Raw genomic sequence first — 24737 nt, forward strand, 5'->3', positions numbered from 1 at the left:
GTGCCTCCTCTGTGGCGGACGGCGGGCCGCGCGAACGGCCCGCCTGATCGGGCTTGCGTCAGTCGTCGAACGCGACGACGATGCGGCGCCATGCGCCGTCCTGCGCATCCTGCTCGACGCGCGCGCCGCGCACGGCGACGGGACCTTGCAGCGACGCCGGCAGCAGGATCTCGACGCGCTCGGCCGGGCGGGCCGGGCGGCCGTCCCAGCGCACCGACACGCCGAGCGCGCCGGATGCCTCGCGGCCGGTTTCGATCCGCCACAGTCCGTATTCGCCGTCGCGCCAGGCTTCCGTTTCGCCGTCGTCCTCGACGCATTCGCCGGACGCGACGCCGTCCTCGATGCGTGGCGCGACGAGGAAGCCGCGCGTGTCGCCGCGCGCGCCGAAGTGCTGGGTCGCAACGTTCAGCGGCAGCACGCGGCCTTCGCGCAGCAGCATCACGGGCGTGTCGAGCGGGGCGGGCAGCGTCACGCTTGCGCCGCCGTCGAACGCCTGCGCGCTCGCGCAGCACATCCAGCGCGCGCCGGACGGCAGGTAAACCGTGCGCGCCGTCTGGCCGGGATCGACGACCGGCGCAACGAGCAGCGCGTCGCCGAGCATCATGTCGTCGCAGGCGTCGTAGCAGCGCGCATCGCCGGGGAAATCGGCGAGGGTCGGTCGCAGCACGGGCTCGTAGCGCGTCGTCGACAGCCACAGCAGGTGGTAGAGGTAGGGCAGCAGCCGGTAGCGCTGCTTGATCAGCGCCGCGATCTGCGCGGTGATCTCCGGATACATCCACGGCTCGTTGACGGTGCCGTCGTCGTTCCACGAATGGATGCTGAAGCGCGGCATGAAGATGCCGAACTGCACCCAGCGCAGCAGCAGCTCGGGCGACGGCGCGGGGCCGGAGAAGCCGCCGATGTCGTGGCCGATGTTCGACACGCCCGACAGCGCGAGCCCGAGACCCATCTTCAGGTTGTAGCGCAGCGTTTCCCACGACGTGTAGTTGTCGCCGGACCAGGTCTGCACGTAGCGCTGCATGCCTGCGCCGCCGGCGCGCGACACGAGGAACGGCCGCCGCGCCGGCGCATGCGCGCGCTGCGCGTCGCGCGACGCGCGCATCATCAGCATCGTCTGCAGCACCTTCGCCTCGCGCGCCGGGAACGGCTGGCCGAAGCCGTGCGCGATCGCGTCGGGCGACCAGATCTCGTATTCGTTGTTGTCGTTCCAGGTCGATTCGATTCCATAGTCGAGCAGCGCCGAGGTGACCTGCTCGCGCCACCAGCGGTACGCATCCGGCCGCGTGAAGTCGATATAGGCGCCGACCTCGTCCCAGAACTGCACCCATGCGGGCTCGCCGGACGCCGAGCGGATCAGCAGCCCGCGCTTCGCGGCATCGTCGAACGCGGGATGGTCGCGCAGCAGGCACGGCTTAATGTTCGCGCACAGGCGGATGCCGTGGTCGCGGTAATGCTGCACGAAACCCTTCGCGTCGGGGAACTTGTCGCGATTCCAGTTGAACACGTAGCGCTTCGCGCCGATCGACGTGTAGCCCGACGACAGGTGGAACGAATCGCACAGGATGTCGTGCGTGTCGCACTGCTCGACGAACTGGTTCATCTGCTGCTGCGCGTCCGGCGCGTCGGTGTAGCTCATCGTCGAGCCCGAATAGCCGAGCCCCCATTTCGGCGTGCGCGCGGGGCGCCCGGTGAGCCACGTGAAGCGCCGCGCGGCCGCGAGCGGCGTGTCGGGCGAGGCGATGAAGTAGTAGTCGAGATCGCCGTGCTCGGCGACGAAATAGCGGTACGGGCCGTGATAGTTGTCGAGTTCGCGGCCCATGTCGAACGTGCAGTCCGACAGCGTGTCGTAGAACAGCCCGAAGCCCTGGCACGCGTCGGGCGACCACGTGATGTAGAACGGGATGTGCTTGTACAGCGGGTCCGTATGCTTCGCGCTGTAGCCCATCGCGTCGATGTTGCGCATCTCGAAGCGCGCGCCCGCGCGGTCGAGTTCGCCCGCGCGTTCGCCGAGGCCGAAGACCTTGTCGCCGCGTTCGCGCGCGACGTAGTGATACGCGCGATCGTCCCACCAGCCGAAGTTGTACGCCTGCGTCGCACGGTCGGCGAGCGCGACGCGCCAGGCGCCGTCCGCCCCGCGTATCGACCACGTGCAATGGCCGCCTTGCCGGCGCACCGCGAGCCGGATCTGCGCGGTTTCGACCAACAGGACGTCGTCGTCCTCGGCGAGGGAAAAGGCGGGCAGCGTGAAGCCGTCGAGGTCGAGGCGGTCGCGCCCGTCGAGCGGCACGTCGTCGAGGCCCGGCGCGATCGTCCACGTGCGCGGGTTGCGCGCGGTCGCGTCGGGCAGCACGCGCACCCGCACGATGTCGTCCTCGAGCACGAAGATCTCGACGGTGGCGCCCGTTTCGGACGCGAGCAGCACGCGGTTCGCGTGCGTGGCGGCGACGCGGAACACGGGCGGATGAAGAAGCGAAGTCATGGATGCGATTCCTGGTGAGAGCGAATGTCAGGCGTGCTGCGCGAGCAGGCGTTCCTGCTTCGACTGCCCGCGGATCAGCACCGCGAGCAGCGTCACGCCGATGATGTCGAACAGGCCGAGGCACGCGAACAGCGGCGCGTAGCCGATCTTGTCGGCGAGCGCGCCGACCAGCAGCGAGAAACCGAGCCCGCCGATCCACGCGGCCATTCCCGCGAAGCCGCTCGCGGTGCCGACTTCCTCGGAATCGAACACGTCGGCCGACAGCGTGTTGACAAGCGCGGAGATCATCTGGTGCGCGAAACCGCCGACGCAGAACAGCGCGATGGCCGTGTACGGCGACGACACGAGGCCGATCATCGCGGGCCCGAGCATCAGCACCGCGCCGAGCGCGACGCCGGCGACGCGCGACCACACGAGCGGCAGCTTGAAGCGCTTCGCGAGATACGGCGACAGGTAGCCGCCCGCGATGCCGCCGGCGTCGGCCGCGAGGAACGGCATCCACGCGAAGATCGCGATCTGCGTGAGCGGCATGTGGCGCTCGGTCGCGAGGTACAGCGGAATCCAGAAGCTGAAGGTCTGCCAGGCGGGTTCGGCGAAGAAGCGCGGCAGCGCGATGGCCCAGAAGCGCCGCGCGGTGACGACGTCGCGGATACGGCGCTTCGACACGGGCGGCATCGTCGCCTGGCCGTCGCGGATCAGCGTGCGTTCCTGCGGCGAGATGCGCGGATGCTCGGCGGGCGACCGGTACTGCGTGTACCAGAGCGCGGCCCATGCGAACCCGAGCGCGCCGGTGGCCATGAACGCGGCCTGCCAGCCGAACCGCATCGACAGGAACACGACGAGCGGCGGGGCGATCGCGGCGCCGAGCGACGTGCCTGCATTGAAGTAGCCGACCGCGACGGACTTCTCGCGATCGGGAAACCATTCGGCGACAGCCTTCATCCCCGACGGAATCGCGGCGGCTTCGAACAGCCCCAGGAAACCGCGCAGGATGCCGAGCGACAACCAGCCCGACGCGAAACCATGCGCGACGCCGACCACCGACCACAGCATCGCGAACAGCGCGAACCCGAGCCGCAGCCCGATCAGGTCGACGATGAATCCGCATACCGGCTGCATGATCGTGTAGCCGATCTGGAAGGCCCCGACGATGTACGAATACTGTTGCGTCGAGATCGCAAACACCTGCTTCAGCTCGGGCGCGAGCACCGCGAGGGAATTCCGTGCGAGGTAGTTGAGGATCGTGCCGAGACACACGAGCACGATGATCCACCAGCGCAATGCCTTGACTGTTTTCACTGCTGTCTCCTGTTGGGCAGGGCGGGCATGCGACACCTGCCTTGAACCATGCGAGCCGTCCGATCAGGACGGCTCTTTCACCTTATTTGTACGATGTCCGATCATCTTGAACACCGGTTTCCATCGGTTTATATCGAAATCAAGCGGTTCGAGCGAACATTTCGTGACCGTCTGACGTCTTTGTTATCTGACGACTGATCATTTTCGAGCATCCTATGTTCGAATTCGAATCCGGTCAACGTGAATTTGCATTCGAACGAACATGATCGGGGTTTTCCCGATAAGCGAACGGCAGCGGCGCACGAAGACGGCCGCGGCCGCGTGCCGAATGCCCGCGTGGCGGGGCTGTGCGACGGCTGGACGCGCGGCGCCCGTCGGATGGGGCGTGACAACCCTGATGAAAATTTATTTCTTTCCGGAATCTGGATTGTGTAAATTGATTTTCATCATCCTTGCAACGACCCTTCGCATGACGCCTCTCGTTCCGCCCGATGCCATTCACGACGAACCCGCGATCGCCGAGCGGATCGCGTCGGCGATGCCGTTGATGACGCCGATTCACCGGCGCATGGGCGAGTTCGTGCTCGCGAACCCGTTTCGCGCGGCGACGATGCGGATCGACGAGCTCGCGCAGGCCGTGAATGCGTCGATCGCGACCGCGAACCGCTTCGCGAAGGCGCTCGGTTTCGACGGCTATCCGGCGATGCGCGCGGCGCTCGTGCGCGGCTTCGAGGCGACGCTCGGGCCGGTCGAGCGGCTGCGTTCCGCGCAGGAGCAGGAGCCCGGCGTACGCGGCGCGGTATGGATCGACGCGGTATTCGACCAGGCCGTCGCGAACATCGGGAGCACGCGCGCGCAACTCGATGCGGCCGACGTCGAGGCCGCGGTCGAGGCGATCGTCGGCGCGCGGCGCGTGCTGATCCTCGGCGCCGGGTCGAGCGCGTTCCTGGCCGGGCTGATGGAGCACGGGCTGTCCGTGTGCCATGACAGCGTGCAGTCGCTCGCGCTGCTCGGCGGGCCTTCGCACGCGGCACGGCGCCTGTACACGGCCGATTCGCGCGACCTCGTGATCGCGCTCGCGTTTCCGCGCTACGTGAAGGACACGGTCGAGCTGGCCCGTCGTGCGGCGGCGCGCGGCGCGCGCGTGCTCGGCATCTCGGACGGTCCGCAATCGCCGCTGGCGCCGATCGCGTCGTTGAACCTGTACGTCAAGGCCGAACGGCGTTTCGCCGCCACGTCGGAAGCCGCCGTGCTCACGATGATCGAGGCGTTGATCGACGCGGTCGCGCTGCGTACGCACCGGTCCGCGAAATCCGCCGCCGAAATGACCGAATTCCTGCTGCCTTGGCTCGTGCAGCCGCAGGCGGCGTTGCCGGCCGTCAACCCTTCTTCCCCCGGTCCGAAAAAATCATGACTTCACCCGCGATCGTCGCGATTCACGGCGGCGCAGGCACGATCCTGCGCGAAGCGATGGATACCGACACCGAACGCCGATACCGTGGCGAACTGACCGCGATCCTGCAGGCCGCGCAGCAGGTGCTGGCCGACGGCGGCAGCGCGCTCGACGCCGTCACCGTCGCCGTGCGCATGCTCGAGGACTGCCCGCTGTTCAACGCCGGGCGCGGCGCCGTCTACACGGCCGAAGGCAAGCACGAACTCGACGCGGCGGTCATGGACGGCGCGACGCTCGGCGCCGGCGCGATCTGCTGCGCGACGCGTGTGCGCAATCCGGTGCTGGCCGCACGACGCGTGATGGAGGCGAGCGAGCACGTGCTGTTCGCCGGCGCGGGCGCCGATGCGTTCGCGGCCGCGCAGGGGCTCGAGCTTGCGGAACCCGGCTACTTCGACACCGAAGCGCGGCATGCGCAGTGGCTCAAGGCGCGTGCGACGGCCGGTGCGATGCTCGACCACGATGCGGCGACGTTCGCGTTCGGCAAGTCGCAGCCGGCCGAGCCGCTCGATCCGGACCGCAAGCACGGCACGGTCGGCGCGGTCGCGTGCGACCTGCACGGCCACATCGCGGCGGCGACGTCGACGGGCGGCATCACGAACAAGCAGCCGGGGCGGGTGGGCGATTCGCCGATCATCGGCGCGGGCTGTTATGCCGACGACGCGACTTGCGCGGTATCGTCGACGGGTACCGGCGAAATGTTCATCCGGCTCGCGACCGCGCACGACGTCGCCGCGCAGATGGCGTATCGCGGCGCGTCGCTCGCCGACGCGGCGCACGACGTCGTGATGAACAAGCTGCCGCGCCTGGCTGGCCGCGGCGGGATCATCGCGGTCGATGCTCAGGGCAACGTCGCGATGCCGTTCAACACCGAAGGGATGTACCGCGGTTACGCGCGCGTCGGGGAGGCGCCGGTCGTCGGCATCTACCGCGACGATGCGGCCTGATTCCGGATCGCACGAGGAGAACCCCGCATGACTTCGAGCCGAACCCCATCCGGCCTCGTGCTGCCCGAACAGCGCGTGGTGGCCGTCGACGACCTGTCGGTCACGTTCCGCCGCGAAGGCGCGACGTTCGACGCGGTGCGCAACGTGTCGTTTCACGTCGACCGCGGCGAGACGCTCGCGATCGTCGGCGAATCGGGCTCCGGCAAATCGGTCACGTCGCTCGCGCTGATGCGGCTCGTCGAGCACGGCGGCGGCGCGATCACGGGCGGCCGGATCGCGTTCCGGCGCCGCGGCGGCGCGCTCGTCGATCTGGCGCAGGCGAGCGCCGCGACGATGCGCGGCATTCGCGGCGCGGACATCGCGATGATCTTCCAGGAGCCGATGACGTCGCTGAACCCGGTGTTCACGGTCGGCGACCAGATCAGCGAGGCGATCGCGCTGCACCAGTCGAAGAGCGCGGCCGAAGCGCGCGCGGAAGCGCTGCGGCTGCTCGATCTCGTGCGCATTCCGGAAGCGCGCCGCGTGTTCGCGCGTTATCCCCACCAGCTGTCGGGCGGGATGCGGCAGCGCGTGATGATTGCGATGGCGCTGTCGTGCCGGCCCGCGCTGCTGATCGCCGACGAACCGACGACCGCGCTCGACGTGACGATCCAGGCGCAGATCCTGCAACTGGTGCGCGGGCTGCAGGACGAAATGAACATGGGCGTGATCTTCATCACGCACGACATGGGCGTGGTCGCCGAAGTGGCCGATCGCGTGCTCGTGATGTATCGCGGTGAGAAGGTCGAGGAGGGCGAGTCGGACCGCATCTTCGCGGCGCCGGCGCATCGCTACACGCGGGCGCTGCTCGCGGCCGTGCCGCGGCTCGGCTCGATGCAGGGCACCGACGTGCCCGAGAAATTCCCGTTGCTGAAGGTGGACGCGAGCACGACGGCACCGGCGCCGGCCACGGCGCCCGCCGCGAACGACGATGCGCAGCCGCCCGTCGATCGCGCCGCGCCGCCGATCCTGCGCGTGCGCGATCTCGTCACGCGCTTTCCGGTGAGAAGCGGCGTGTTCGGCCGCGTGTCGCAGTACGTGCATGCGGTCGAGCGCGTGAGTTTCGAGCTGCGCGCGGGCGAGACGCTTGCGCTCGTCGGCGAATCGGGCTGCGGCAAGTCGACCACCGGCCGCTCGCTGCTGCGCCTCGTCGAATCGCAGAGCGGTTCGATCGAATTCGACGGCCGCGACATCAGCGCGATGAAGGGCGCGGACCTGCAGGCGCTGCGCCGGAACATCCAGTTCATCTTCCAGGATCCGTTCGCGTCGCTGAACCCGCGCCTGACGGTCGGCTTCTCGATCATGGAGCCGCTGCTCGTGCACGGCGTCGCGAGCGGCAGCGAGGCGCAGGCGCGCGTCGACTGGCTGCTCGACAAGGTCGGCCTGCCGCCCGAGGCCGCGCGCCGCTATCCGCACGAATTCTCGGGCGGCCAGCGCCAGCGGATCGCGATCGCGCGTGCGCTCGCGCTGAACCCGAAGGTCGTGATCGCCGACGAGTCGGTGTCGGCGCTCGACGTGTCGGTGCAGGCGCAGATCGTCAACCTGATGCTCGACCTGCAGCGCGAGCTCGGCGTCGCGTACCTGTTCATCTCGCACGACATGGCGGTGGTCGAGCGCATCAGCCATCGCGTCGCGGTGATGTATCTCGGCCAGATCGTCGAGATCGGCCCGCGCCGCGCGGTGTTCGAGGCGCCGCAGCATCCGTACACGAAGAAGCTGATGAGCGCGGTGCCGGTGGCCGACCCCGCGCGCCGGCATGCGCCGCGCCAGCTCGCGGCGGACGAAATCCCGAGCCCGATCCGCGCGATCGGCGACGACCCCGTCGTCGCGCCGCTCGTCGCGGTCGGCCCCGATCATTACGTCGCGACGCATCGCGTCGGCGGCGCGTATTGAGCGCGCGGCAGGTTGCATATGGACCGCAGCTGCGCACGAGCGAGACAACGGCGTCTTTATCCCGAGCGGGTGCAGTCACGCCGCGATTTCCACCACGCGTTACCGAATCATCCACAGGAGCCCAGCAAGATGAACAAGCCGTATTCGTTCCCGATGTTCCGTCCGCGCGCGCTGTTCGCGGCGGGGGCCGGCGCGCTCGCGCTGTCGGTCGCGGTGCCCGCGTTCGCGCAGCAGAATGTCGTGGTCGCCGTGTACTCGACGTTCACGACGATGGACCCGTACGACGCGAACGATACCGTGTCGCAGGCCGTCGTCAAGTCGTTCTACGAGGGGCTGTTCGGTTTCGACCGAAACATGAAGCTCGTCAACGTCCTGGCGACCAGCTACACGGCGTCGCCGGACGCGAAGGTGTACACGGTCAAGCTGCGCGAGGGCGTGAAATTCCACGACGGCACCGACTTCAACGCGGCCGCGGTAAAGGCGAACTTCGATCGCGTGACCGACCCGGCGAACAAGCTGAAGCGTTACGGCCTGTTCCGCGTGATCGAAAAGACCGAGGTGGTCGATCCGACCACGGTGCGGTTCACGTTGCGCGAGCCGTTCTCGGCGTTCATCAATACGCTCGCGCACCCGTCGGCGGTGATGATCTCGCCGGCCGCGCTGAAGAAGTGGGGGCGCGACGTGTCGCTGCATCCGGTCGGCACCGGGCCGTTCGAATTCGTCGAATGGAAGCAGACCGACGACATGAAGGTGAAGAAATTCGCCGGCTACTGGAAGAAGGGTTATCCGAAGGTCGACACCATCGACTGGAAACCGGTGGTCGACAACAACACGCGCGCCGCACTGATCAAGACGGGCGAGGCGGATTTCGCGTTCACGATTCCGTTCGAGCAGGCGAGCGACCTCAAGAGCAACCCGAAGATCGAGCTGATCGAGTCGCCGTCGATTATCCAGCGCTACATCTCGCTGAACACGCAGCAGAAGCCGTTCGACAACCCGAAGGTGCGTGAAGCGCTGAACTACGCGGTCAACAAGGAAGCGCTCGCGAAGGTCGTGTTCGCCGGCTACGCGACGCCTCAGACCGGCGTGGTGCCGATGGGCGTCGAATATGGGACGAAGCTCGGGCCCTGGCCGTACGACCCGGCGAAGGCGCGTGCGTTGCTGAAGGAAGCCGGTTATCCGGACGGATTCGAATCGACGCTCTGGTCCGCGTACAACCATTCGACGGCGCAGAAGCTGATCCAGTTCGTCCAGCAGCAGCTTGCGCAGGTCGGCGTGAAGGTGCGCGTGCAGGCACTCGAGGCCGGCGAGCGGGTCGCGAAGGTCGAGAGCGCGCAGGATCCGGCAGCCGCGCCGGTGCGGATGTACTACAGCGGCTGGTCGGCATCGACGGGCGAAGCGAACTGGGCACTGACGCCGCTGCTCGCGTCGGCATCGGCGCCGCCGAAGCTCTACAACACCGCGTACTACAAGAGCAGCGCCGTCGACGACGATCTCGCGAAGGCGCTGGAGACGACCGACCGTGCGAAGAAGGCCGCGCTTTACGCCGACGCGCAGAAGCAGGTGTGGACCGACGCGCCGTGGATTTTCCTGGTGCAGGAGAAGATCGTCTATGCGCGCAACAAGCGATTGCACGGCATGTACGTGATGCCGGACGGTTCGTTCAACTTCGACGAAATCTCGGTGAAATGACGGCGGCTTGCCCGCCACGCGGTGCCGGCGGCGCAAGCCGCCGGTGCGCTGATTCGATCGGTGCCCCATGCTGAATTTCCTCGTCAAACGCCTGTTCGGCCTGCTGCCCACGCTCGCGATCGTCGCGGTGCTGGTGTTCCTGTTCGTGCACCTGCTGCCGGGCGACCCGGCGCGGCTCGCGGCTGGCCCCGAAGCCGACGACGCGACGGTCGCGCTCGTGCGTGCCGATCTCGGGCTCGACCGGCCGCTGCCCGCGCAATTCGTGAATTTCTTCGCGAAGATCGCGCACGGCGATTTCGGCACGTCGACGCGCAGCAAGCGGCCGGTCTCGACCGAGATCGGCGAACGTTTCATGCCGACGCTGATGCTGACGCTCGTCAGCATGGTGTGGTCGACGCTGTTCGGGATGGCGATCGGGATTGCGTCGGCGGTCTGGCGCAATCGCTGGCCCGACCGTCTCGGCATGACGATCGCGGTGTCGGGTATCTCGTTTCCGGCGTTCGCACTCGGCATGCTGCTGATGGAAGTCTTCTCGGTGAAGCTCGGCTGGCTGCCGGTCGTGCCGGACGGCTCGTGGAAGAGCTACGTGCTGCCGTCGCTGACGCTCGGCGCGGCGGTCGCGGCCGTGATGGCGCGCTTCACGCGCGCGTCGTTCGTCGAGGTGCTGAACGAGGACTTCGTGCGCACCGCGCGAGCGAAGGGTGTGCACGAGCCGATGGTCGTGCTCAAGCACTGCCTGCGCAACGCGATGATCCCGGTCGTCACGATGATGGGGCTGCAGTTCGGCTTCCTGCTCGGCGGCTCGATCGTCGTCGAGGTCGTGTTCAACTGGCCGGGCCTCGGCCGCCTGCTCGTCGATGCGGTGACGATGCGCGACTACCCGGTGATCCAGGCGATCGTGCTGCTGTTCTCGCTCGAATTCATCCTGATCAACCTGACCGTCGACGTGCTGTACGCGGTCATCAACCCGACCATCCGGTTCAAGTGAGGCGCGCATGAACGCGACTGTCCAGACCGCGGCGCCGGCCGCATCGAGCGCGATCCGCACGCCGTGGCGCGAATTCTGGCGCAAGTTCCGCAAGCAGACCGTCGCGCTCGTCGCGGGCGGCTTCGTGCTCGCGCTCGTCGTGCTGGCGTTCGTCGGCCCGCACATCGTGCCGTTCGACCCGGAGAACTATTTCGACTACGACGCGCTGAACGCGGGGCCGTCGGCCGTGCACTGGTTCGGCGTCGATTCGCTCGGCCGCGACATCTTCAGCCGGATCGTCACGGGCACCCGCATCTCGCTCGCGGCCGGCTTCTTCTCCGTTGCGCTCGGCGCGGTGATCGGCACGTTCTTCGGGCTGCTCGCCGGCTACTACGAAGGCTGGTGGGACCGCATCACGATGCGTATCGCCGACGTGCTGTTCGCGTTCCCGGGCATCCTGCTCGCGATCGGCGTGGTGGCGATCCTCGGCAACGGGATGGTCAACGTGATCTGCGCGGTCGCGATCTTCAGCATCCCGGCGTTCGCGCGGCTCGTGCGCGGCAACACGCTGATGCTCAAGCACATGACCTACGTCGAGGCCGCGCGCAGCATCGGCGCGTCGGACTGGACGATCATCGTGCGGCACATCCTGCCGGGCACCGTGTCGTCGGTCGTCGTCTACTTCACGATGCGGATCGGCACGTCGATCATCACGGCCGCGAGCCTGTCGTTCCTCGGGCTCGGCGCGCAGCCGCCGACGCCGGAGTGGGGCGCGATGCTCAACGAGGCGCGCGCGGACATGGTGACGGCGCCGCACATCGCCATTTTTCCGAGTCTCGCGATCTTCCTGACCGTCCTTGCGTTCAACCTGCTCGGCGACGGGCTGCGCGACGCGCTCGATCCGAAGCTGGAGCGCCGCTGATGCGGGTGGCGCCGATGTGGAGTGCCACGTTGCCGGCCGGGCCGCGCGGCACGATCGCCGACGTGCCGGGCGTGACGGTCGGCCATTGCACGCTCGATGCCGGGGACGTGCAGACGGGCGTGACCGTCGTGAAGCCGCATCCGGGCGACGTGTACCGCAGCAAGGTGCCGGCGGGGGCCGCCGTGATCAACGGATTCGGCAAGAGCGTCGGGCTCGTGCAGGTCGGCGAACTCGGCACGCTCGAGACGCCGATCGCGCTGACCAATACGTTCGGCGTCGGCGCGGTGGCCCAGGCGCAGATCCGTGCGGCGATCGCCGCGAATCCGCGGATCGGCCGCGACTGGTCGACCGTCAATCCGCTCGTGTTCGAGTGCAACGACGGTTACCTGAACGATATCCAGGCATTCGCGGTCACGGCCGCGCATTACGACGACGCGTGCCGCACGGCCTCCCGCGACGTCGCACGCGGTGCGGTGGGGGCCGGGCGCGGGATGTCGTGTTTCGACCTGAAGGGCGGGATCGGCTCCGCATCACGCGTGGCGTTCGCGGCTGGCCGGCCCTACACGGTCGGTGCGCTCGTGCTCGCGAATTTCGGCCGACTGCCGATGCTGACGCTCGGCGGCGTGCCGCTCGGGCGCGTCGTCGCGCAACGGCGTGCGGCCGAAGCCGCGCATGCGGCGCCGCCCGAGCAGGGCTCGATCATCCTGTTGCTGGCCACCGATGCGCCGCTCGACGCGCGGCAGTTGTCGCGCCTCGCGCGCCGCGCAGGCGCGGGGCTGGCGCGTACCGGTTCCGTCTACGGGCACGGCAGCGGCGATATCGCGCTTGCGTTCTCGACGGCCGGCACGATCGCGCACGACGCAACGACGATCGCGTTGCCGGCCCTCGTGGCCGATGCGGCGCTCGATCCGCTGTTCATGGCCGCGGCCGAAAGCGTCGAGCACGCGATCGCCGACGCGTTGCTGCAGGCCGTGACGGTCGCCGGGCGCGACGGGCACGTGCGGCAATCGCTGCGTGACGCAGTGCCCGATCTCGACCGCTGGTTCAACGAAAATAACGAAGGGCATCCGATCCAGTCATGAAGATCCTGATTTCGACCGACATCGAGGGTGTCGCCGGCGTATTCGCCGTCGAGCAGACGCGCGCGGGTAATCCGGAGTACGAACGCGCGCGCCGCTGGATGACCGCCGAGGCGAACGCGGCGATCGAAGGCGCGTTCGCGGGCGGCGCGCAGGCCGTGTGGGTCAACGATTCGCACGGCGGCTATCGCAACCTGCTGCCCGACGGGCTCGATGCGCGCGCCCGCGTCGTGCTTGGCAAGCCGCGCATGCTCGGGATGATGGCGGGCCTGGAACAGCAGCCCGACCTCGTGTTCATGATCGGCTATCACGCGAAATCGCAGACGCGCGGCGTGCTTGCGCACACGATCAACAGCTTCGCGTTCACGCAGGTGTGGCTGAACGGCGTCGAGCTCGGCGAAGCCGGGCTGTACGGCGCGCTGGCGCACGAATATGGCGCGCGCGTCGCGCTCGCCACGGGCGACGACGTGTTCGCCGGGGAAACGCAGCCGCTGTTTCCGGACGCCCGTTTCGAGACGGTCAAGACGGCCGGCGGCGCATCGAGCGGCGATACGCTCACGCCCTCCGCGTCGTGTGCGCGGATCGCGGCCGCCGCGCGCGAGACGGTCGCGCACGCGCTGTCGGCCGGGTGGCGCGCGGGTGCGCATCGGCCCGCGCCGGCTGCTTGCACGCTGCGCGTGCAGACGGCCGCGCAGGCCGACCTGTTCGGCGTGCTGCCGTCGCTCGAGCGCGTCGATGCGGTGACGCTGCGCTTCGACGGGCCGTCGGTCGAGCACGTGGTGCGCACGCTGAACAGCCTGTCGGCCATGTCGTTCATGCTGCGGTGATGCGCGCAGCCACGATGCCGCGTGCGTGCGGCCGGTCAGTCGACGACGGCGGGGCGGGCCGTCGCGGCGAGCAGGAACGCTTCCATCGCCGCGACCAGCGCGAGCGGCGTCTCGTTCATCGGATAGTGGCCCGCGTTGCGCAGCACGTCGACGGTCGCGAGCGGATAGCGCCGCAGGTAGGTGCGGGCCATCAGCGCCGCGTCGAACGCCGGATCGTGTTCGCCGATCAGCACTTTGACCGGATGCGTACCGGCGATCTCGCTGCTGAAATCCGTATCGGCCCACGCGCGGAAGTACGCGCCGAAAGCCTGCGCCGACGAACAGGCTGCCGAATACGCGGCTTTCCACTCGACCCAGGCGGCGGGCAGGCGGCCGCCGGTGCTGCGGTCGATGATGGTTCGGCGATCGGCGACGTGGTCGGCGGCGCGCTCGAATAACGCGCGTCGTGCGGTGTCGAACGGCAGGCCGCCGCACGGCACGGGCGCGATCGGCACCAGCGCGCGCACCCGGTCGGGCGCGATGGCGGCGATCTTCTCGATCGCCATGCCGCCCATCGAATGGCCGACGAGGCTGAAGGTCGGGAAGCCGAGCGCGTCGGCGAGCGCGAGCGTGTCGGCGGCGATTTCGTCGATCGTATAGTCGCCGCGTGCGTCGCGCATGCGGCCGTAGCCTCGGTAGTCCATGAAGACATAACTGAAATGCTCGCGCGACAGCCACGCTTCGACGGGGTCGAATGCGCGGGCGTCGCCGAACCAGCCGTGCAGCACGAGAACAGGGTGGGGGCCGTCCCCCACGCGATGAAACGTATTCGGCATGTCCGCTCCGATGAGGTTGCAATCTGGCCGATCAGGCCGACGGGTCTTGCGGCCGAGAGGTCGCGCAACGGTGGAGCGGATCGTAGATCGATCGAAGGCGACCCGCCTTCGATATCGGGTCATTGATGATGGAATTCGGGCCGTGAGAAATACGCTGCTAGATCCCTACGAACACCTTCCGCGGAGCGTGGTCGTGACCGCCAACGACTATGCGGCCGGCACGACGTTTCCGGAGCACGCGCATGGGCGCGGGCAATTCGCGTTCGCGTCGCGCGGCACGATCAGCGTGTCGACGCCGCACGGGCGCTGGCTGGTACCGCCGCAGCGCGCGTGCTGGGTGCCGGCCGGCGTGCGGCACGAAATGACGATGACCGGGCCGGTCACGATGCTCAACACGTTCGTGTCCGCCGATGCCGCGCAGGCGGCCGGTTTGCCCGGGCAGTGCGGCGTCTATGGCGTGTCGCCGCTGCTGCGGCAACTGATCGACGACGCGATCGATCTGCCGGCCCTGTACGACGTCGACGGGCGTGCCGGCAAGCTGATGGACCTGCTGGTCGCGGAAATCGCGACGATGCCGCGCCTGTCGCTGCATGCGCCGCTGCCGTCCGATGCAAGGCTCGCGAAAGTGTGCCGGCACCTGTTCGCGTCGCCGTCGATCGCGGCCGATCTCGACCAGGTCGCGGCCGACGCGGGCGTGAGCCGGCGGACGTTCACGCGGCAGTTCCGCGCGCAGACGGGCGTGAGTTTTGCCGCGTGGCGCCAGCAGGTGTGCATGCTCGCGGCGATTGCCCGCCTGACCGACGGGCAGCCGGTGACGCGCGTCGCGCTCGATCTCGGGTATGCGAGCGCAAGCGCGTTCACGTCGGCGTTCCGCCGCATCCTCGGCGATACGCCGAGCCGGTATCTGGAGATTCGGCGCTAGCCGGCCGCAACCGCAAAAAAATACGCGCCCGCCAAATTCGGTCGGACGCGTTTAAAGGCACTCGGTCAGAAAAAAATGCGCGAACAACCCGTTGGGCCGTTTCGCGCATTACCTGTGTAATTGTTGCCTCTTCAGATTTAATCCTTGTTGCTCGTTGCAGATAACGAAGGATACGCCGCATAACGCGCAAACGATATCCCGTTGGTTCGACGATCCATGTGCGGTCGCAGCATGCGTTTCGATCACGCGTTTGAAGTCGGGGCAAGACGCCACGGCCAACAGGCATTCGCGGCCGCCACGCGCCACGATGCGACGCATCATCGAATGATGGCGACGGCGCATGAAAAACGCCGCGTGATGCGATGCCTGTCGGTATCGCGCCACGCGGCGGGCGGTTGCGTGCGACGCCGGCCTGTGCCGGCGCAAGCGTCAAACGTCGAAGAACACCGTTTCGTCGGGCCCCTGCATGCGGATGTCGAAGCGGTAGACGACCGGACGGCCCGGTTGCGCGTCGCGTTTCGCGACGAGCGTCGCGCGGCGCTCGGCCGGCACCGCGTTCAGCACGGGGTCGGTGGCGTTCGCCGCGGCTTCGTCGTCGAAGTACACGCGCGTGAACGCATGGGTGAGGATCCCGCGCATCATCACGGTCACGTTGATGTGCGGTGCCTCGTCGGCGGCGATGCGGCCCGGCTTCACCGTCTCGACGACGAAGCGTTGTTGCGCGTCGGTGCCCGTGCCGACCCGCGCGAAACCCGTGAAGCCGGAGGCCGCGATGTCGGCGCGCGAGGCCGGGTAGCGGCCCGCGCTGTCCACCTGCGTGAATTCGAGCACCGCGTCGCCGACGACGTTGCCGTCGCCGTCGAACACCTGGCCGACCAGCAGCACGTGCTCGCCTTCGGCGTGCGCCGCGGCGATCGTCGGCGTGAACAGGCTCTTCAGGTCATAGTCGTATTGCTGCGGGCACAGGCCGTACGCGAAGTACGGGCCGACCGTCTGCGAAGGGGTTTGCTTCAGCGTCGTCATGGTTCAGCGCTCCATCGGGGTGGCGTCGCGGCCGCGCAGCACGATGTCGAATTCGTAGCCGAGCGCATAGCCTTCTTCGGTGATGTCCATCGAGAAGCGCGAGATCAGGCGATCGCGCGCGGCCTCGGGCGTGCCCTGGAAGATCGGGTCGTACGCGAGCAGCGGATCGCCGGGGAAGTACATCTGCGTGACGAGACGCGAGCCGAAGTAATCGCCGAACAGCGAGAAGTGGATGTGATTCGGGCGCCACGCATTCGGATGGTTGCCCCACGGATACGCGCCGGGCTTGATCGTCAGGAAGCGGTAGCGGCCTTCGTCGTCGGTCAGGCAGCGGCCGGCGCCGAGGAAGTTCGGGTCGAGCGGCGCGTCGTGCTGGTCGACCTTGTGCACGTAGCGGCCGGCCGCGTTCGCCTGCCACACCTCGACGAGCGTGTTGCGCACGGGCTTGCCGCCTTCATCGAGCACGCGGCCCGTGACGACCATGCGCTCGCCGAGCGGCTCGCCGTTCTTCACGGCGTTCTTCGTCAGGTCGTGGTCGAGCGCGCCGAGATCCTCGGCGCCGTAGACGGGCGCGTACTGGTCGCGCAGCTTCTCTTTCAGCGGGATCAGCGGGCGGGTCGGGCCGCGCTTCACCGACGAGCGGTACTCGGGGTGGACATAGGCCGGATGCGACGGCCAGTCGCGCGGCGTGAGGATCGTGGGGGAATCCATCGGGCGTCTCCTGTTAGGTTTTTCGCAAAGTGGATGGCATGACTTTAGCCAATCCGGAAAGTTATGCAAAATGACCTTTTTTCGTCGGACGCATAACCATTCGTTATGGACGACACGCCCATGAAAAATCCGCCGGACAGGATGCCTGTCCGGCGGATGAAAGCGATCGGGCTTCGCGTCGTCGATGACGACCCCGTGCACGGCCCTCCAGCCAGCCCGTCGCTATTTTTTGTCGTTTGTTCTTGTCGTTATGCGGTCTCCCTGAGCGCGCCCGTTGTCAGCGGCGGGCGGGATCGAACACGATCCCGTCGAATTCGAGCGACAGCGCGTCGCTGCGCAACAGCGCGGCCGGCGTCGCGGTCCGCTCGGCACCCAGCACGTCGAATACGTATTGCGCGCAGAATCCGCGCCGCACCCGCGGGTTGAAGCGATGGCCGAGCAGTGCGTCGATGCGCTGTTCGGCCATCGCGTGCGTCTGGCGCTGAGCGTCGGCCGACGGCGCCGCGATACGGCGCGCCAGCGCGATGCGCCCGCCTTCGGTATGGGCGACGAAGCGCGACAGCGGCGTGAGCTTCGTCCACGCCAATGCAGCGGATTCGGCGATCACCGGTTCGTCGCCCGACGTATCGACGACGATGCCGAAGCGGTTGGTCCACGCACCCGCCGAAGCCGTCGTGCCTGCCGCGTCGCTCGGCGCCCTTGCCGGCACGCGGATGAATACGAGATCGCCGACATGCGCGCCGGCGGCCAGCGTGCGGACGGTCGCAAGCGGCAACGTGCGATCGGTGTCGCGTGCCTCGCGCGGGGCTGTGTCATGCGGTGGGTACGCGGCGGTTTCGGTTCGGGTGGTCATTTCGGCTTCGTCGTCGAGTGACAGGACGGAGCGGATTATGCAGACAAGTAACGATAAGTGTTAATTTGCCTGTGCGAGTAGCCTAATATTCGACCTGGAGCATCATTTTCCGATACCAAAATGACCGAAACCGCCCAACTCATCGACACGCTGAAGCGCCAGTTGAAGGCGCAGGGCATGACCTACCGCGACGTCGCGCGGGCGCTCGACGTCTCCGAGACGAGCGTGAAACGGCTGTTCGCCAGCGGCCGATTCACGCTGGAGCGTCTGGCGGAGATCGCGCAACTGCTCGGCTATACGCTGGCCGAGCTCGTGCAGGAGGCGTCGGTATCGGCGCCGCGGCTGCACGTGCTGACCGAACAGCAGGAGGCGCTGCTCGTGTCGGACGAGAAACTGCTGCTCGTGGCCGTCTGCGCGATCAACTACTGGACCGTGCAGGACATCGTGTCGGCCTATCAGGTGACGAAGGCCGAGTGCGTGAAATACCTGCTGATGCTCGACCGGATGAACGTCGTCGCGCTGCTGCCGGGCGACCGGATTCGCGTGCGCGTCGCGCGCGACTTCGACTGGCTGCCGGGCGGGCCGATCCGCCGGTACTTCCATGCGCATGCGCTCGGCGATTTTCTCGACAGCCGCTTCGACGGCGCCGGCGAGACGATGACGTTCTCGCAAGGGATGCTGACCGAGGCCGCCGCCGCGGAGCTCGAACTGGAGTTGCGCCGGCTGCGCAACAAGGCGGCCGCGCTGCATGCGGAATCGTCGTCCGCGCCGCTCGGGCAGAAGCATGGCACGGGTCTGCTGATCGCGAAGCGGATCTGGGAGCCGGCGGGGTTCCACGCGCTGCGACGCGGCACGTGATATCGCGCCGAGTGCTTGGGACTATCCGAAAAGTTATGCAAAATGGCATTTCATCGTCATCTGCATAACCGACCGTTATGAATAATCGTATCGCCGACGGCCGCGTCAAGTTCCGGCACCTGCAGTGTTTTCTCGCGGTCGCGCAGTTGGGCGGCGTGCAGAAGGCCGCCGAAAGCCTGTCGATCACGCAGCCGGCCGTGTCGAAGACGATCGCCGAACTGGAGGCGATCCTCGGCGTGAAGCTGTTCGAACGCGGCCGGCAGGGTGCACAGCCGACCCGCGAAGCGCGGTTGTTCATGCCGCACGCGAACGCCTGCGTGCTGGCATTGCGGCAAGGCGTCGGGCTGCTCGCGCGCGAGGGCGGGGCCGCCGCGGCGACGCTCGAAATCGGCATGCTGCCGACCGTCGCGGCCTCGCTCGCGCCCGCGCTGATGAAGGCGCTGGCCGCACGCTGGCCGCGCGTCGTCGTGCGGATCGCGACGGCCGCGAACGCCGATCTGCTCGAGCGCCTGAAATCCGGCGCGATCGAGTGCGCGATCGGGCGCCTGTCGGAGCCGGAGCGGATGATCGGGCTCGCGTTCGAGCAGTTGTACAACGAGCCGCTCGTCGCGGTGGTGCGGGCCGGGCATCCGCTGCTCGCGAGCGCGGCGCCCGCTGCCGAACTCGCACGCTATCCGGTCGTGCTGCCGCCGTTCGGCACGCTGATCCGGCAGTCGGCCGAGCAACTGCTCGGCGCATGCGGCGCACCGCCGCTGGATTCGTTCATCGAGGTGCTGTCGGTATCGGTCGCCCGCGCGCTGGCGCTCGAGAACGACGCAGTCTGGTTCGTGCCGCTCTATGCAGCCGAATACGACCTGTCGGCCGGTGCGCTGGCGCGCCTGCCGCTGCCGTCCGCGGGCACCGACGAGCCGGTCGGGCTCGTGCTGCGTACCGATGCGCAGCCGTCGCCGGTTGCGCGAACGCTGATCGACGCGGTGCGCGACATCGCGCGGTCGCGGTTCGGCGAGGCGGGCGCGCACCGCGCGCCCCGTCCCGCGCGCAAGCCAGCCCGCAACGGCGATTGATCCGTCGGGCTGCACGGGCCGAGCGATGCGATCCGTTTTCCCGCGGCCGGATCGGCCATTCGGCCAGTAGCGATCCACATGGTGCTTGGCATATCGTACCGTTTTTGGTACGATCGGTGACAAGACGATGGCGAGACAGCAGATCCAGGTCACGCTCGGCGTGCGGTTCTTCCGCACGGCCCGTGGCAACGAGCCGGTGCGCGAATGGCTCAACGCGCTCGGGCAAGCGGAGCGAAGGGCGATCGGCGAGGAGATCAAGACCGTGCAGCTCGGCTGGCCGCTCGGCATGCCGCTGGTCCGGAAGATGGCGAAGGATCTGTGGGAGATCCGGGTGATGCTGCCGGGGCGGAGTGCCCGCGTGCTGTTCACGGTCTCCGGCGGCACGATGGTCCTGTTGCACGGCTTCTTCAAGCAGTCGCGGGCCACGCCGCCGGACGATCTTGCCGTCACCGTCGCGCGCCTGAAAGCGCTGGCGCACGCCACCTGAATTCCCCGGTTGCGCCGGAATGCCTCGCCCCGACGGTCGGGCAGCCGGCAACGCCCTGCACTGGAGTACGACATGACGACCACGAACAACCCGTATATCGGCAGCGATTTCGACGCCTTCCTCGAGGCGGAAGGCAATCTCGAGGCGGCCACCGCGACCGCGATCAAGCGCGTGATCGCGTGGCAGATCGGCGAGGAAATGAAGGCGCAGCACATCACGAAAACCGCGATGGCGGCGCGGATGAAAACCAGTCGCGCCGCGCTCAACCGGCTGCTCGACGAATCCGACACGAGCCTCACGCTGGCGACGCTCGCGAGCGCGGCCGCCGCACTCGGCAAGCGGCTCAGTTTCGCGCTGGTGCCGGCCTGACCGGCGTGAAGTCGTCGCGCCCGGCGTTCGGGACGGCGCCCTTCACAGGCGGCTGGCCACAAGCGGGCACGCGTCGGCCCGCTTGCCCCGGGTCATTTGCGTGACGCGGTCACCTGCAGATAAAGCAGCGCAGCGCCCGCGAGCAGCAGCGGGCACAGGAAATACCATCCGGTCGTGAGGAACAACCCGGCGACCGCGACCAGCGAAACCCACGCGCAGCGGTACGCGATCCCGCCGCGCGGCAACAACTTCAACGCGGCCGCGGCGCCAAGCCCGTACACCATCACGAAACATCCGGACGTGACGAGCACGAGCGGCTTGGGGCCGACGTCGGAGAGCGTCGTCGCGGCCAGCGCGACGGCTGCAAGCAAGGCGATCACGCCGAGGCTGCGGCGCGGCACGCCGCCGACCTGGCTGCCCTGCGCGAGCCAAGCGGGCAATGCGCCGTCGCGTCCGAGCGCCGCGCCGAGCTTGGCCGCGCCCGCGAAATACGCGTTCATCGTGCCGAGCGTGAGCAGCAGCGCGGCGGCCGCCGCCAGCACCTGCGCATGGCCGCCGATACCGCCCGCGATCAGCTCGGCGAGCGGCGCCCCTGATGCGCCGGCCGACGGCCCGAGCACCATCACGCTCGCGGCGGCGACCGACAGGTACAGGAACCCGACGACCACGACCGCGATACCGGCCGAGCGCGGCATGTCGTGCGCGGGCCGGCGGAATTCGGCCGCGAGATGCGTGATCGCTTCCCAGCCGGCGAAGCTCCATACCAGCAGCGCGGCGGCCTGGCCGACCGCGAGCCAGCCGTGCGGGGCGAACGGCTGCAGGTTCGCGGAGCGCGCATGCGGCGCGGATGCCAGCACCGCGGCGAGCAGCAGCGTGACGAGCAGCGCCGACAGCACGAGTTGCATGCGGCCCGATACGGTGACGCCGAAGGCGTTCGCGGCCGACACGGTCGCGATCAGCGCCGCGGCCGTGACGATGATCGTCGTGTGCCCGCCGCCCGTGACGGCCGCGACGTAGGCGCCGCCGAACATCGCGGCGGCCGGTGCGCCGGCCGGCACCGCGAAATAGAAGCACCAGCCGACGATGGCCGCGGCTTTCGGGCCGAATGCGCGCCGTGCGTAGGTCGAGACACCGCCGGAATCGGGATAACGTGCGCCGAGCGCGGCGAAGGTGGCCGCAAGCGGCCCCGACAGCACGACGAGTGCGGCCCATGCAAGCAGCGAGGCCGGGCCCGCGACCTCCGCGGCAAGCGCGGGCAGCGCGATCACGCCCGTGCCGAGCACGGCGCCGATATACAGCGCGGCGCCCTGGAAAATGGTCAATGAGCCCGCGTGACGAGCGGCGGGCGAATCGGCATGCGACGACATGAGCGGCAGTCTCCGGAAGGCTTGTTGTGTGCGGGTGATCGCGCGCAAAGCCCGCGCGGTCAGTCGCTCGATGCTACCGGAACGATCGCGGCAATGCGGCGTGGCGATCAGTAGTCCGTGTGACGTGCGTGTCAGCCGATGTCAGCAGTGGCGCGCGAGCCGCAGGCGCGCGTCCTCGCGCGCGGCGGGCGACAGGTCGGGCGCATAGTGGAACGTGCCCGACACGAGCGACGCGATGGGCACGCCGTCGCGGAACAGCACGCGATTGCCGGCCAGCGCCGGCACCTTGTCGCCGGGCAGCAGCGTGCCGGCGAGGTTCAGCGGGTCGGCGCCCGTCACGCACACGTATTGCCCGTCGCCCGGTTGCCGCCTGAGTTCGCGCAGGATCGGGATGGCCTCGGGCAGCGCGAACTGCTCGCCGGCGAGTCCGGCCACGAAACGTCCGCCGCGAATCTCGCCGCGCGCTTCGAGCCGTTGCAGCACGCGCACGAGTTCGCGCCAGCTCGGCAGCCAGTCGGCCTCGCGTTCGAGCAGCCGCCAGAACACGACGCCGTAACGGCGCAGCAGCGTCCAGACGATGTGTTCGAGTGCGTCGGGATCGGTCGTGGCCGGCCCGCGTTTCGCCGTGGGGCCGTCGACCGGCGGCGCGTGACGCTGCACGAGTGCCCAGCGGCCCGCGTCGTCCATCCCGCCGATCAGCGCGCCGCCGCGTCGCGTGCGCGGTGCATAGGTCGCGCCGCGCTTCACGGCCGGTTTCAGCAACGCGCGCAGGCCGGCGTAGCTGTCCGCGTTCACGAGGCCGGCCGACACGAGTTCGCCGAGCGCCTGCTCGAGCTCGACGGGCAGCATGTGCAGGTCGTCGAGCAAGGCATCGAAGAACATCGCGCCGTGCGCGGCGAGTGCCTCGCGTACCTGCGTGGCGCGTGCCGACAGCGCCGGTTGCGCATCGGGATCGCGCAGCGCTTGCCAGGCGGAAAGATGGCGGCGCGGCAGCAGCACGATCGGCGTCGTTTTCACGGGCGTGCCGGCCGCCCGTGCGGGTGCGCCGATGCGTGTCCAGACCAGCTTGCCCGAGCGGCACAGCTCGTCGAGGCCGCAGGCCATGTAGTCGGTCAGCCGCGCGGGCAGCAGCGCGTCTTCCCACGCGCTCGCCGCGGCCTCGTAGCCTTCGAGCTGTTCGACCACGGCCGCGAGTGCGTCGCGGCCCGTACCGCGCGTGTCGGGCGTCAGGTGCTGCCAGTGGAACAGGAAGCGCATGAAATCGGCGCGTTCGACCGGTTCGATCTCGCGGCGCAGCCGCTTTACCGTATAGCGATGAATGCGCGCAAGCAGATGACGTTCGCACCATTCGTCGGTCGTCGCGCCGGGCGTGAAGCGGCCGCGCATCACGTAGCCTTCGCGCTCCAGCGCAGCGAGTGCCGTCGCGATCGCCGAAGCCGGCAGGCCGAGCGGTGCGGCGATCGCGTCGAGCGCGAGCGGCCCGAAGCCCGTGAGCCGTGCACGGATCACGTCGACGAGGGCCGCATCCGCGTCCCATGGCTGTGCGCAGGCGGCCGGTACCTTGAGCGCCGGCGTCGGGCGCGCATCGGGATGCAGCGCGCGCACGCACACGAGCCGCTCGACCGGTACCCACAGCACGGCGCCGCCCGGCGTAATGAGCTTCGTCGCGCGGCGGCGTTCGGCGAGCGCCGCGAGCAGGTCGGGCCAGCCTGCGTGTGCGTGCGCTTCGCCGTCGGTGATGCACGCGAGCGTGAGCAGCGCATCGTGCATTTCATCGGCGTCGCGCACGAGCGGCCAGGCTTCGTCGCGCACCGCGTCGATCGCGTCGGCGTCGAGCGCGCCGAGATCGTCGGCCGATTCGGGGTCGCTCCAGCGGCGCGACTGCACGGCCTGCGTGCGGCGCTCCTCGAGCGGCGCGTCGTCGAGGAACGCGTAGGGCTTCGCGTTCAGGATTTCGGCCGCGAGCGGCGACGGCGCGGGCAGGTCGCGCGCGACGAGCTCGATCGCGCCGCTTTCGATCCGGCGCAGCAGCGCGAGCCAGCCGTCGGTGTCCATTGCATCGTGCAGGCAGTCGTCGAGTGTCTGGTCGACGAGCGGGTGGTGCGGAATCTCGCGTTCGCCGACGATGTTCTCGAGGCACGCGACCTGATCGGGGAACACGGTCGCGAGCAAGTCCTCGCTCTTCATCCGCTGCAGTTGCGGCGCGGTGCGCCGGCCGCCGGTGAAGCGCGGGAGCGCAAGCGCGGTCGTCGCATTCCAGCGCCAGCGCACGCCGAACATCGGCGCGTCGAGCAGCGCCTGGACCAGCACGTGCTCGGCGCTGGCCGAACGCAGGTAGCGCCACACGTCGTCGAGCGCGAAGCTGTGCGCGAGCGACAGCGACAGGATGATCGCGTCGTCGGTCGCGGCGGCCTGCAGCTCGAAGTTGAAGCTGCGGCAGAAGCGCTTGCGCAGCGCGAGCCCCCAGGCGCGATTGATGCGGCTGCCGAACGGCGAGTGGATCACGAGCTGTGTGCCGCCCGATTCGTCGAAGAAACGCTCCATCACGAGCGTGTCCTGCGTGGGCAGCGCACCGAGCGCGGCGCGGGCACGGGCGAGGTAGTCGACGATCTGGCGCGCGGCGTCCGGCGACAGGCCGAGCGCGTCGACGAGCCAGCGCAAGGCGGGCGCGAGG

General features: G+C 68.6%; 20 protein-coding genes and 1 pseudogene. 13 read left to right on the forward strand and 8 right to left on the reverse strand.

All coding sequences use genetic code 11. The features are described 5' to 3' along the window. Positions 1 to 58: 58 nt before the first annotated feature. Together G3N62_RS16600 and G3N62_RS16605 are read right to left on the reverse strand one after the other, a co-directional pair. Positions 59 to 2479 (reverse strand): glycoside hydrolase family 31 protein, encoded by a 2421-nt coding sequence (locus G3N62_RS16600; protein WP_124669400.1) that lies wholly within the window; start codon positions 2477 to 2479, stop codon positions 59 to 61. 27 nt (positions 2480 to 2506) lie between these two features. Next, positions 2507 to 3778, reverse strand: a complete 1272-nt coding sequence (locus G3N62_RS16605; protein WP_069705287.1) for an MFS transporter — start codon at positions 3776 to 3778, stop codon at positions 2507 to 2509. A gap of 469 nt (positions 3779 to 4247) precedes the next feature. Here G3N62_RS16605 and G3N62_RS16610 point away from each other — a divergent pair, with 469 nt between their 5' ends. The 8 genes from G3N62_RS16610 (at position 4248) to G3N62_RS16645 (ending at position 13594) form a co-directional block, all read left to right on the forward strand. Then, positions 4248 to 5192 (forward strand): MurR/RpiR family transcriptional regulator, encoded by a 945-nt coding sequence (locus tag G3N62_RS16610; RefSeq protein WP_049030772.1) that lies wholly within the window; start codon positions 4248 to 4250, stop codon positions 5190 to 5192. Next, complete coding sequence (locus G3N62_RS16615) at positions 5189 to 6175, forward strand: isoaspartyl peptidase/L-asparaginase (RefSeq protein ID WP_049030774.1); 987 nt, start codon at positions 5189 to 5191, stop codon at positions 6173 to 6175. Before G3N62_RS16610 ends, G3N62_RS16615 begins: the two co-directional genes overlap by 4 nt. Before the next feature lie 27 nt (positions 6176 to 6202). After that, the gene (locus tag G3N62_RS16620; RefSeq protein ID WP_124669399.1) at positions 6203 to 8107 is read left to right on the forward strand and encodes a dipeptide ABC transporter ATP-binding protein; all 1905 of its coding nucleotides are present in this window, start codon (positions 6203 to 6205) and stop codon (positions 8105 to 8107) included. A 129-nt stretch (positions 8108 to 8236) separates the two neighbouring features. Beyond that, positions 8237 to 9799 (forward strand): glutathione ABC transporter substrate-binding protein GsiB, encoded by a 1563-nt coding sequence (gene gsiB / locus G3N62_RS16625; protein ID WP_034191592.1) that lies wholly within the window; start codon positions 8237 to 8239, stop codon positions 9797 to 9799. 67 nt (positions 9800 to 9866) lie between these two features. Continuing rightward, positions 9867 to 10787 carry a glutathione ABC transporter permease GsiC gene (gene gsiC, locus G3N62_RS16630; protein ID WP_034191591.1) on the forward strand — a complete coding sequence of 307 codons (921 nt, stop codon included), beginning with the start codon at positions 9867 to 9869 and terminating at the stop codon, positions 10785 to 10787. Between the two features lie 7 nt (positions 10788 to 10794). Further along, on the forward strand, positions 10795 to 11688 hold the full coding sequence (gene gsiD / locus G3N62_RS16635) for a glutathione ABC transporter permease GsiD (RefSeq protein ID WP_034191590.1): 894 nt from the start codon (positions 10795 to 10797) through the stop codon (positions 11686 to 11688). After that, positions 11688 to 12770 (forward strand): P1 family peptidase, encoded by a 1083-nt coding sequence (locus G3N62_RS16640; RefSeq protein WP_124669398.1) that lies wholly within the window; start codon positions 11688 to 11690, stop codon positions 12768 to 12770. Before gsiD ends, G3N62_RS16640 begins: the two co-directional genes overlap by 1 nt. After that, the gene (locus G3N62_RS16645) at positions 12767 to 13594 is read left to right on the forward strand and encodes a M55 family metallopeptidase (RefSeq protein ID WP_124669397.1); all 828 of its coding nucleotides are present in this window, start codon (positions 12767 to 12769) and stop codon (positions 13592 to 13594) included. Before G3N62_RS16640 ends, G3N62_RS16645 begins: the two co-directional genes overlap by 4 nt. Positions 13595 to 13629: 35 nt before the next feature. Here the strand turns inward: G3N62_RS16645 and G3N62_RS16650 are convergent, their stop codons facing one another. Next, positions 13630 to 14409 carry an alpha/beta hydrolase gene (locus G3N62_RS16650; RefSeq protein ID WP_069705292.1) on the reverse strand — a complete coding sequence of 260 codons (780 nt, stop codon included), beginning with the start codon at positions 14407 to 14409 and terminating at the stop codon, positions 13630 to 13632. Between the two features lie 142 nt (positions 14410 to 14551). Between G3N62_RS16650 and G3N62_RS16655 the strand changes: the two genes are divergently transcribed. After that, positions 14552 to 15331 (forward strand): helix-turn-helix transcriptional regulator, encoded by a 780-nt coding sequence (locus G3N62_RS16655; RefSeq protein WP_034191586.1) that lies wholly within the window; start codon positions 14552 to 14554, stop codon positions 15329 to 15331. Positions 15332 to 15760: 429 nt separating this feature from the next. On the opposite strand, the gene pcaG is transcribed toward G3N62_RS16655, so the two are convergent. The 3 genes from pcaG to G3N62_RS16670 all read right to left on the reverse strand — a co-directional run bounded on the left by pcaG (position 15761) and on the right by G3N62_RS16670 (position 17918). Then, a complete protein-coding gene (gene pcaG / locus G3N62_RS16660) occupies positions 15761 to 16354 on the reverse strand; it encodes a protocatechuate 3,4-dioxygenase subunit alpha (RefSeq protein WP_034191585.1) in 594 nt (197 codons plus the stop codon). A gap of 3 nt (positions 16355 to 16357) precedes the next feature. Continuing rightward, positions 16358 to 17065, reverse strand: a complete 708-nt coding sequence (gene pcaH, locus G3N62_RS16665) for a protocatechuate 3,4-dioxygenase subunit beta (protein ID WP_006489685.1) — start codon at positions 17063 to 17065, stop codon at positions 16358 to 16360. A gap of 277 nt (positions 17066 to 17342) precedes the next feature. After that, entirely contained in the window at positions 17343 to 17918 is a 576-nt protein-coding gene (locus G3N62_RS16670; protein ID WP_034191584.1) for a YiiX/YebB-like N1pC/P60 family cysteine hydrolase, read from the reverse strand. 120 nt (positions 17919 to 18038) lie between these two features. Here G3N62_RS16670 and G3N62_RS16675 point away from each other — a divergent pair, with 120 nt between their 5' ends. From G3N62_RS16675 to G3N62_RS16690, 4 genes are all read left to right on the forward strand, one after another. Continuing rightward, a complete protein-coding gene (locus G3N62_RS16675; RefSeq protein WP_034191583.1) occupies positions 18039 to 18776 on the forward strand; it encodes a helix-turn-helix domain-containing protein in 738 nt (245 codons plus the stop codon). A gap of 77 nt (positions 18777 to 18853) precedes the next feature. Then, positions 18854 to 19840 carry a pca operon transcription factor PcaQ gene (gene pcaQ / locus G3N62_RS16680; RefSeq protein ID WP_034191582.1) on the forward strand — a complete coding sequence of 329 codons (987 nt, stop codon included), beginning with the start codon at positions 18854 to 18856 and terminating at the stop codon, positions 19838 to 19840. Between the two features lie 127 nt (positions 19841 to 19967). After that, on the forward strand, positions 19968 to 20327 hold the full coding sequence (locus G3N62_RS16685) for a type II toxin-antitoxin system RelE/ParE family toxin (RefSeq protein ID WP_124669396.1): 360 nt from the start codon (positions 19968 to 19970) through the stop codon (positions 20325 to 20327). Positions 20328 to 20399: 72 nt separating this feature from the next. Beyond that, entirely contained in the window at positions 20400 to 20696 is a 297-nt protein-coding gene (locus G3N62_RS16690; RefSeq protein ID WP_034191581.1) for an XRE family transcriptional regulator, read from the forward strand. Positions 20697 to 20788: 92 nt separating this feature from the next. Here the strand turns inward: G3N62_RS16690 and G3N62_RS16695 are convergent, their stop codons facing one another. Together G3N62_RS16695 and G3N62_RS16700 are read right to left on the reverse strand one after the other, a co-directional pair. Then, the gene (locus G3N62_RS16695; protein WP_034191580.1) at positions 20789 to 22063 is read right to left on the reverse strand and encodes an amino acid permease; all 1275 of its coding nucleotides are present in this window, start codon (positions 22061 to 22063) and stop codon (positions 20789 to 20791) included. A gap of 141 nt (positions 22064 to 22204) precedes the next feature. Then, positions 22205 to 24737, reverse strand: a pseudogene (locus tag G3N62_RS16700) (ATP-dependent DNA helicase); the annotation flags it as partial.

This window comes from Burkholderia sp. Tr-20355, from assembly GCF_017104685.1.
In the GTDB taxonomy this organism is placed as follows: domain Bacteria; phylum Pseudomonadota; class Gammaproteobacteria; order Burkholderiales; family Burkholderiaceae; genus Burkholderia; species Burkholderia seminalis.

Coding starts and splice junctions, on each gene's coding strand:
- G3N62_RS16675 (WP_034191583.1), top strand. CDS start 18,039: ATGACCGAAACCGCCCAACTCATCGACACGCTGAAGCGCCAGTTGAAG.
- pcaG (WP_034191585.1), bottom strand. CDS start 16,354: ATGACGACGCTGAAGCAAACCCCTTCGCAGACGGTCGGCCCGTACTTC.
- G3N62_RS16620 (WP_124669399.1), top strand. CDS start 6,203: ATGACTTCGAGCCGAACCCCATCCGGCCTCGTGCTGCCCGAACAGCGC.
- gsiC (WP_034191591.1), top strand. CDS start 9,867: ATGCTGAATTTCCTCGTCAAACGCCTGTTCGGCCTGCTGCCCACGCTC.
- G3N62_RS16685 (WP_124669396.1), top strand. CDS start 19,968: ATGGCGAGACAGCAGATCCAGGTCACGCTCGGCGTGCGGTTCTTCCGC.
- G3N62_RS16615 (WP_049030774.1), top strand. CDS start 5,189: ATGACTTCACCCGCGATCGTCGCGATTCACGGCGGCGCAGGCACGATC.
- pcaH (WP_006489685.1), bottom strand. CDS start 17,065: ATGGATTCCCCCACGATCCTCACGCCGCGCGACTGGCCGTCGCATCCG.
- G3N62_RS16695 (WP_034191580.1), bottom strand. CDS start 22,063: ATGTCGTCGCATGCCGATTCGCCCGCCGCTCGTCACGCGGGCTCATTG.
- G3N62_RS16640 (WP_124669398.1), top strand. CDS start 11,688: ATGCGGGTGGCGCCGATGTGGAGTGCCACGTTGCCGGCCGGGCCGCGC.
- gsiD (WP_034191590.1), top strand. CDS start 10,795: ATGAACGCGACTGTCCAGACCGCGGCGCCGGCCGCATCGAGCGCGATC.
- gsiB (WP_034191592.1), top strand. CDS start 8,237: ATGAACAAGCCGTATTCGTTCCCGATGTTCCGTCCGCGCGCGCTGTTC.
- pcaQ (WP_034191582.1), top strand. CDS start 18,854: ATGAATAATCGTATCGCCGACGGCCGCGTCAAGTTCCGGCACCTGCAG.
- G3N62_RS16650 (WP_069705292.1), bottom strand. CDS start 14,409: ATGCCGAATACGTTTCATCGCGTGGGGGACGGCCCCCACCCTGTTCTC.
- G3N62_RS16690 (WP_034191581.1), top strand. CDS start 20,400: ATGACGACCACGAACAACCCGTATATCGGCAGCGATTTCGACGCCTTC.
- G3N62_RS16645 (WP_124669397.1), top strand. CDS start 12,767: ATGAAGATCCTGATTTCGACCGACATCGAGGGTGTCGCCGGCGTATTC.
- G3N62_RS16610 (WP_049030772.1), top strand. CDS start 4,248: ATGACGCCTCTCGTTCCGCCCGATGCCATTCACGACGAACCCGCGATC.
- G3N62_RS16600 (WP_124669400.1), bottom strand. CDS start 2,479: ATGACTTCGCTTCTTCATCCGCCCGTGTTCCGCGTCGCCGCCACGCAC.
- G3N62_RS16670 (WP_034191584.1), bottom strand. CDS start 17,918: ATGACCACCCGAACCGAAACCGCCGCGTACCCACCGCATGACACAGCC.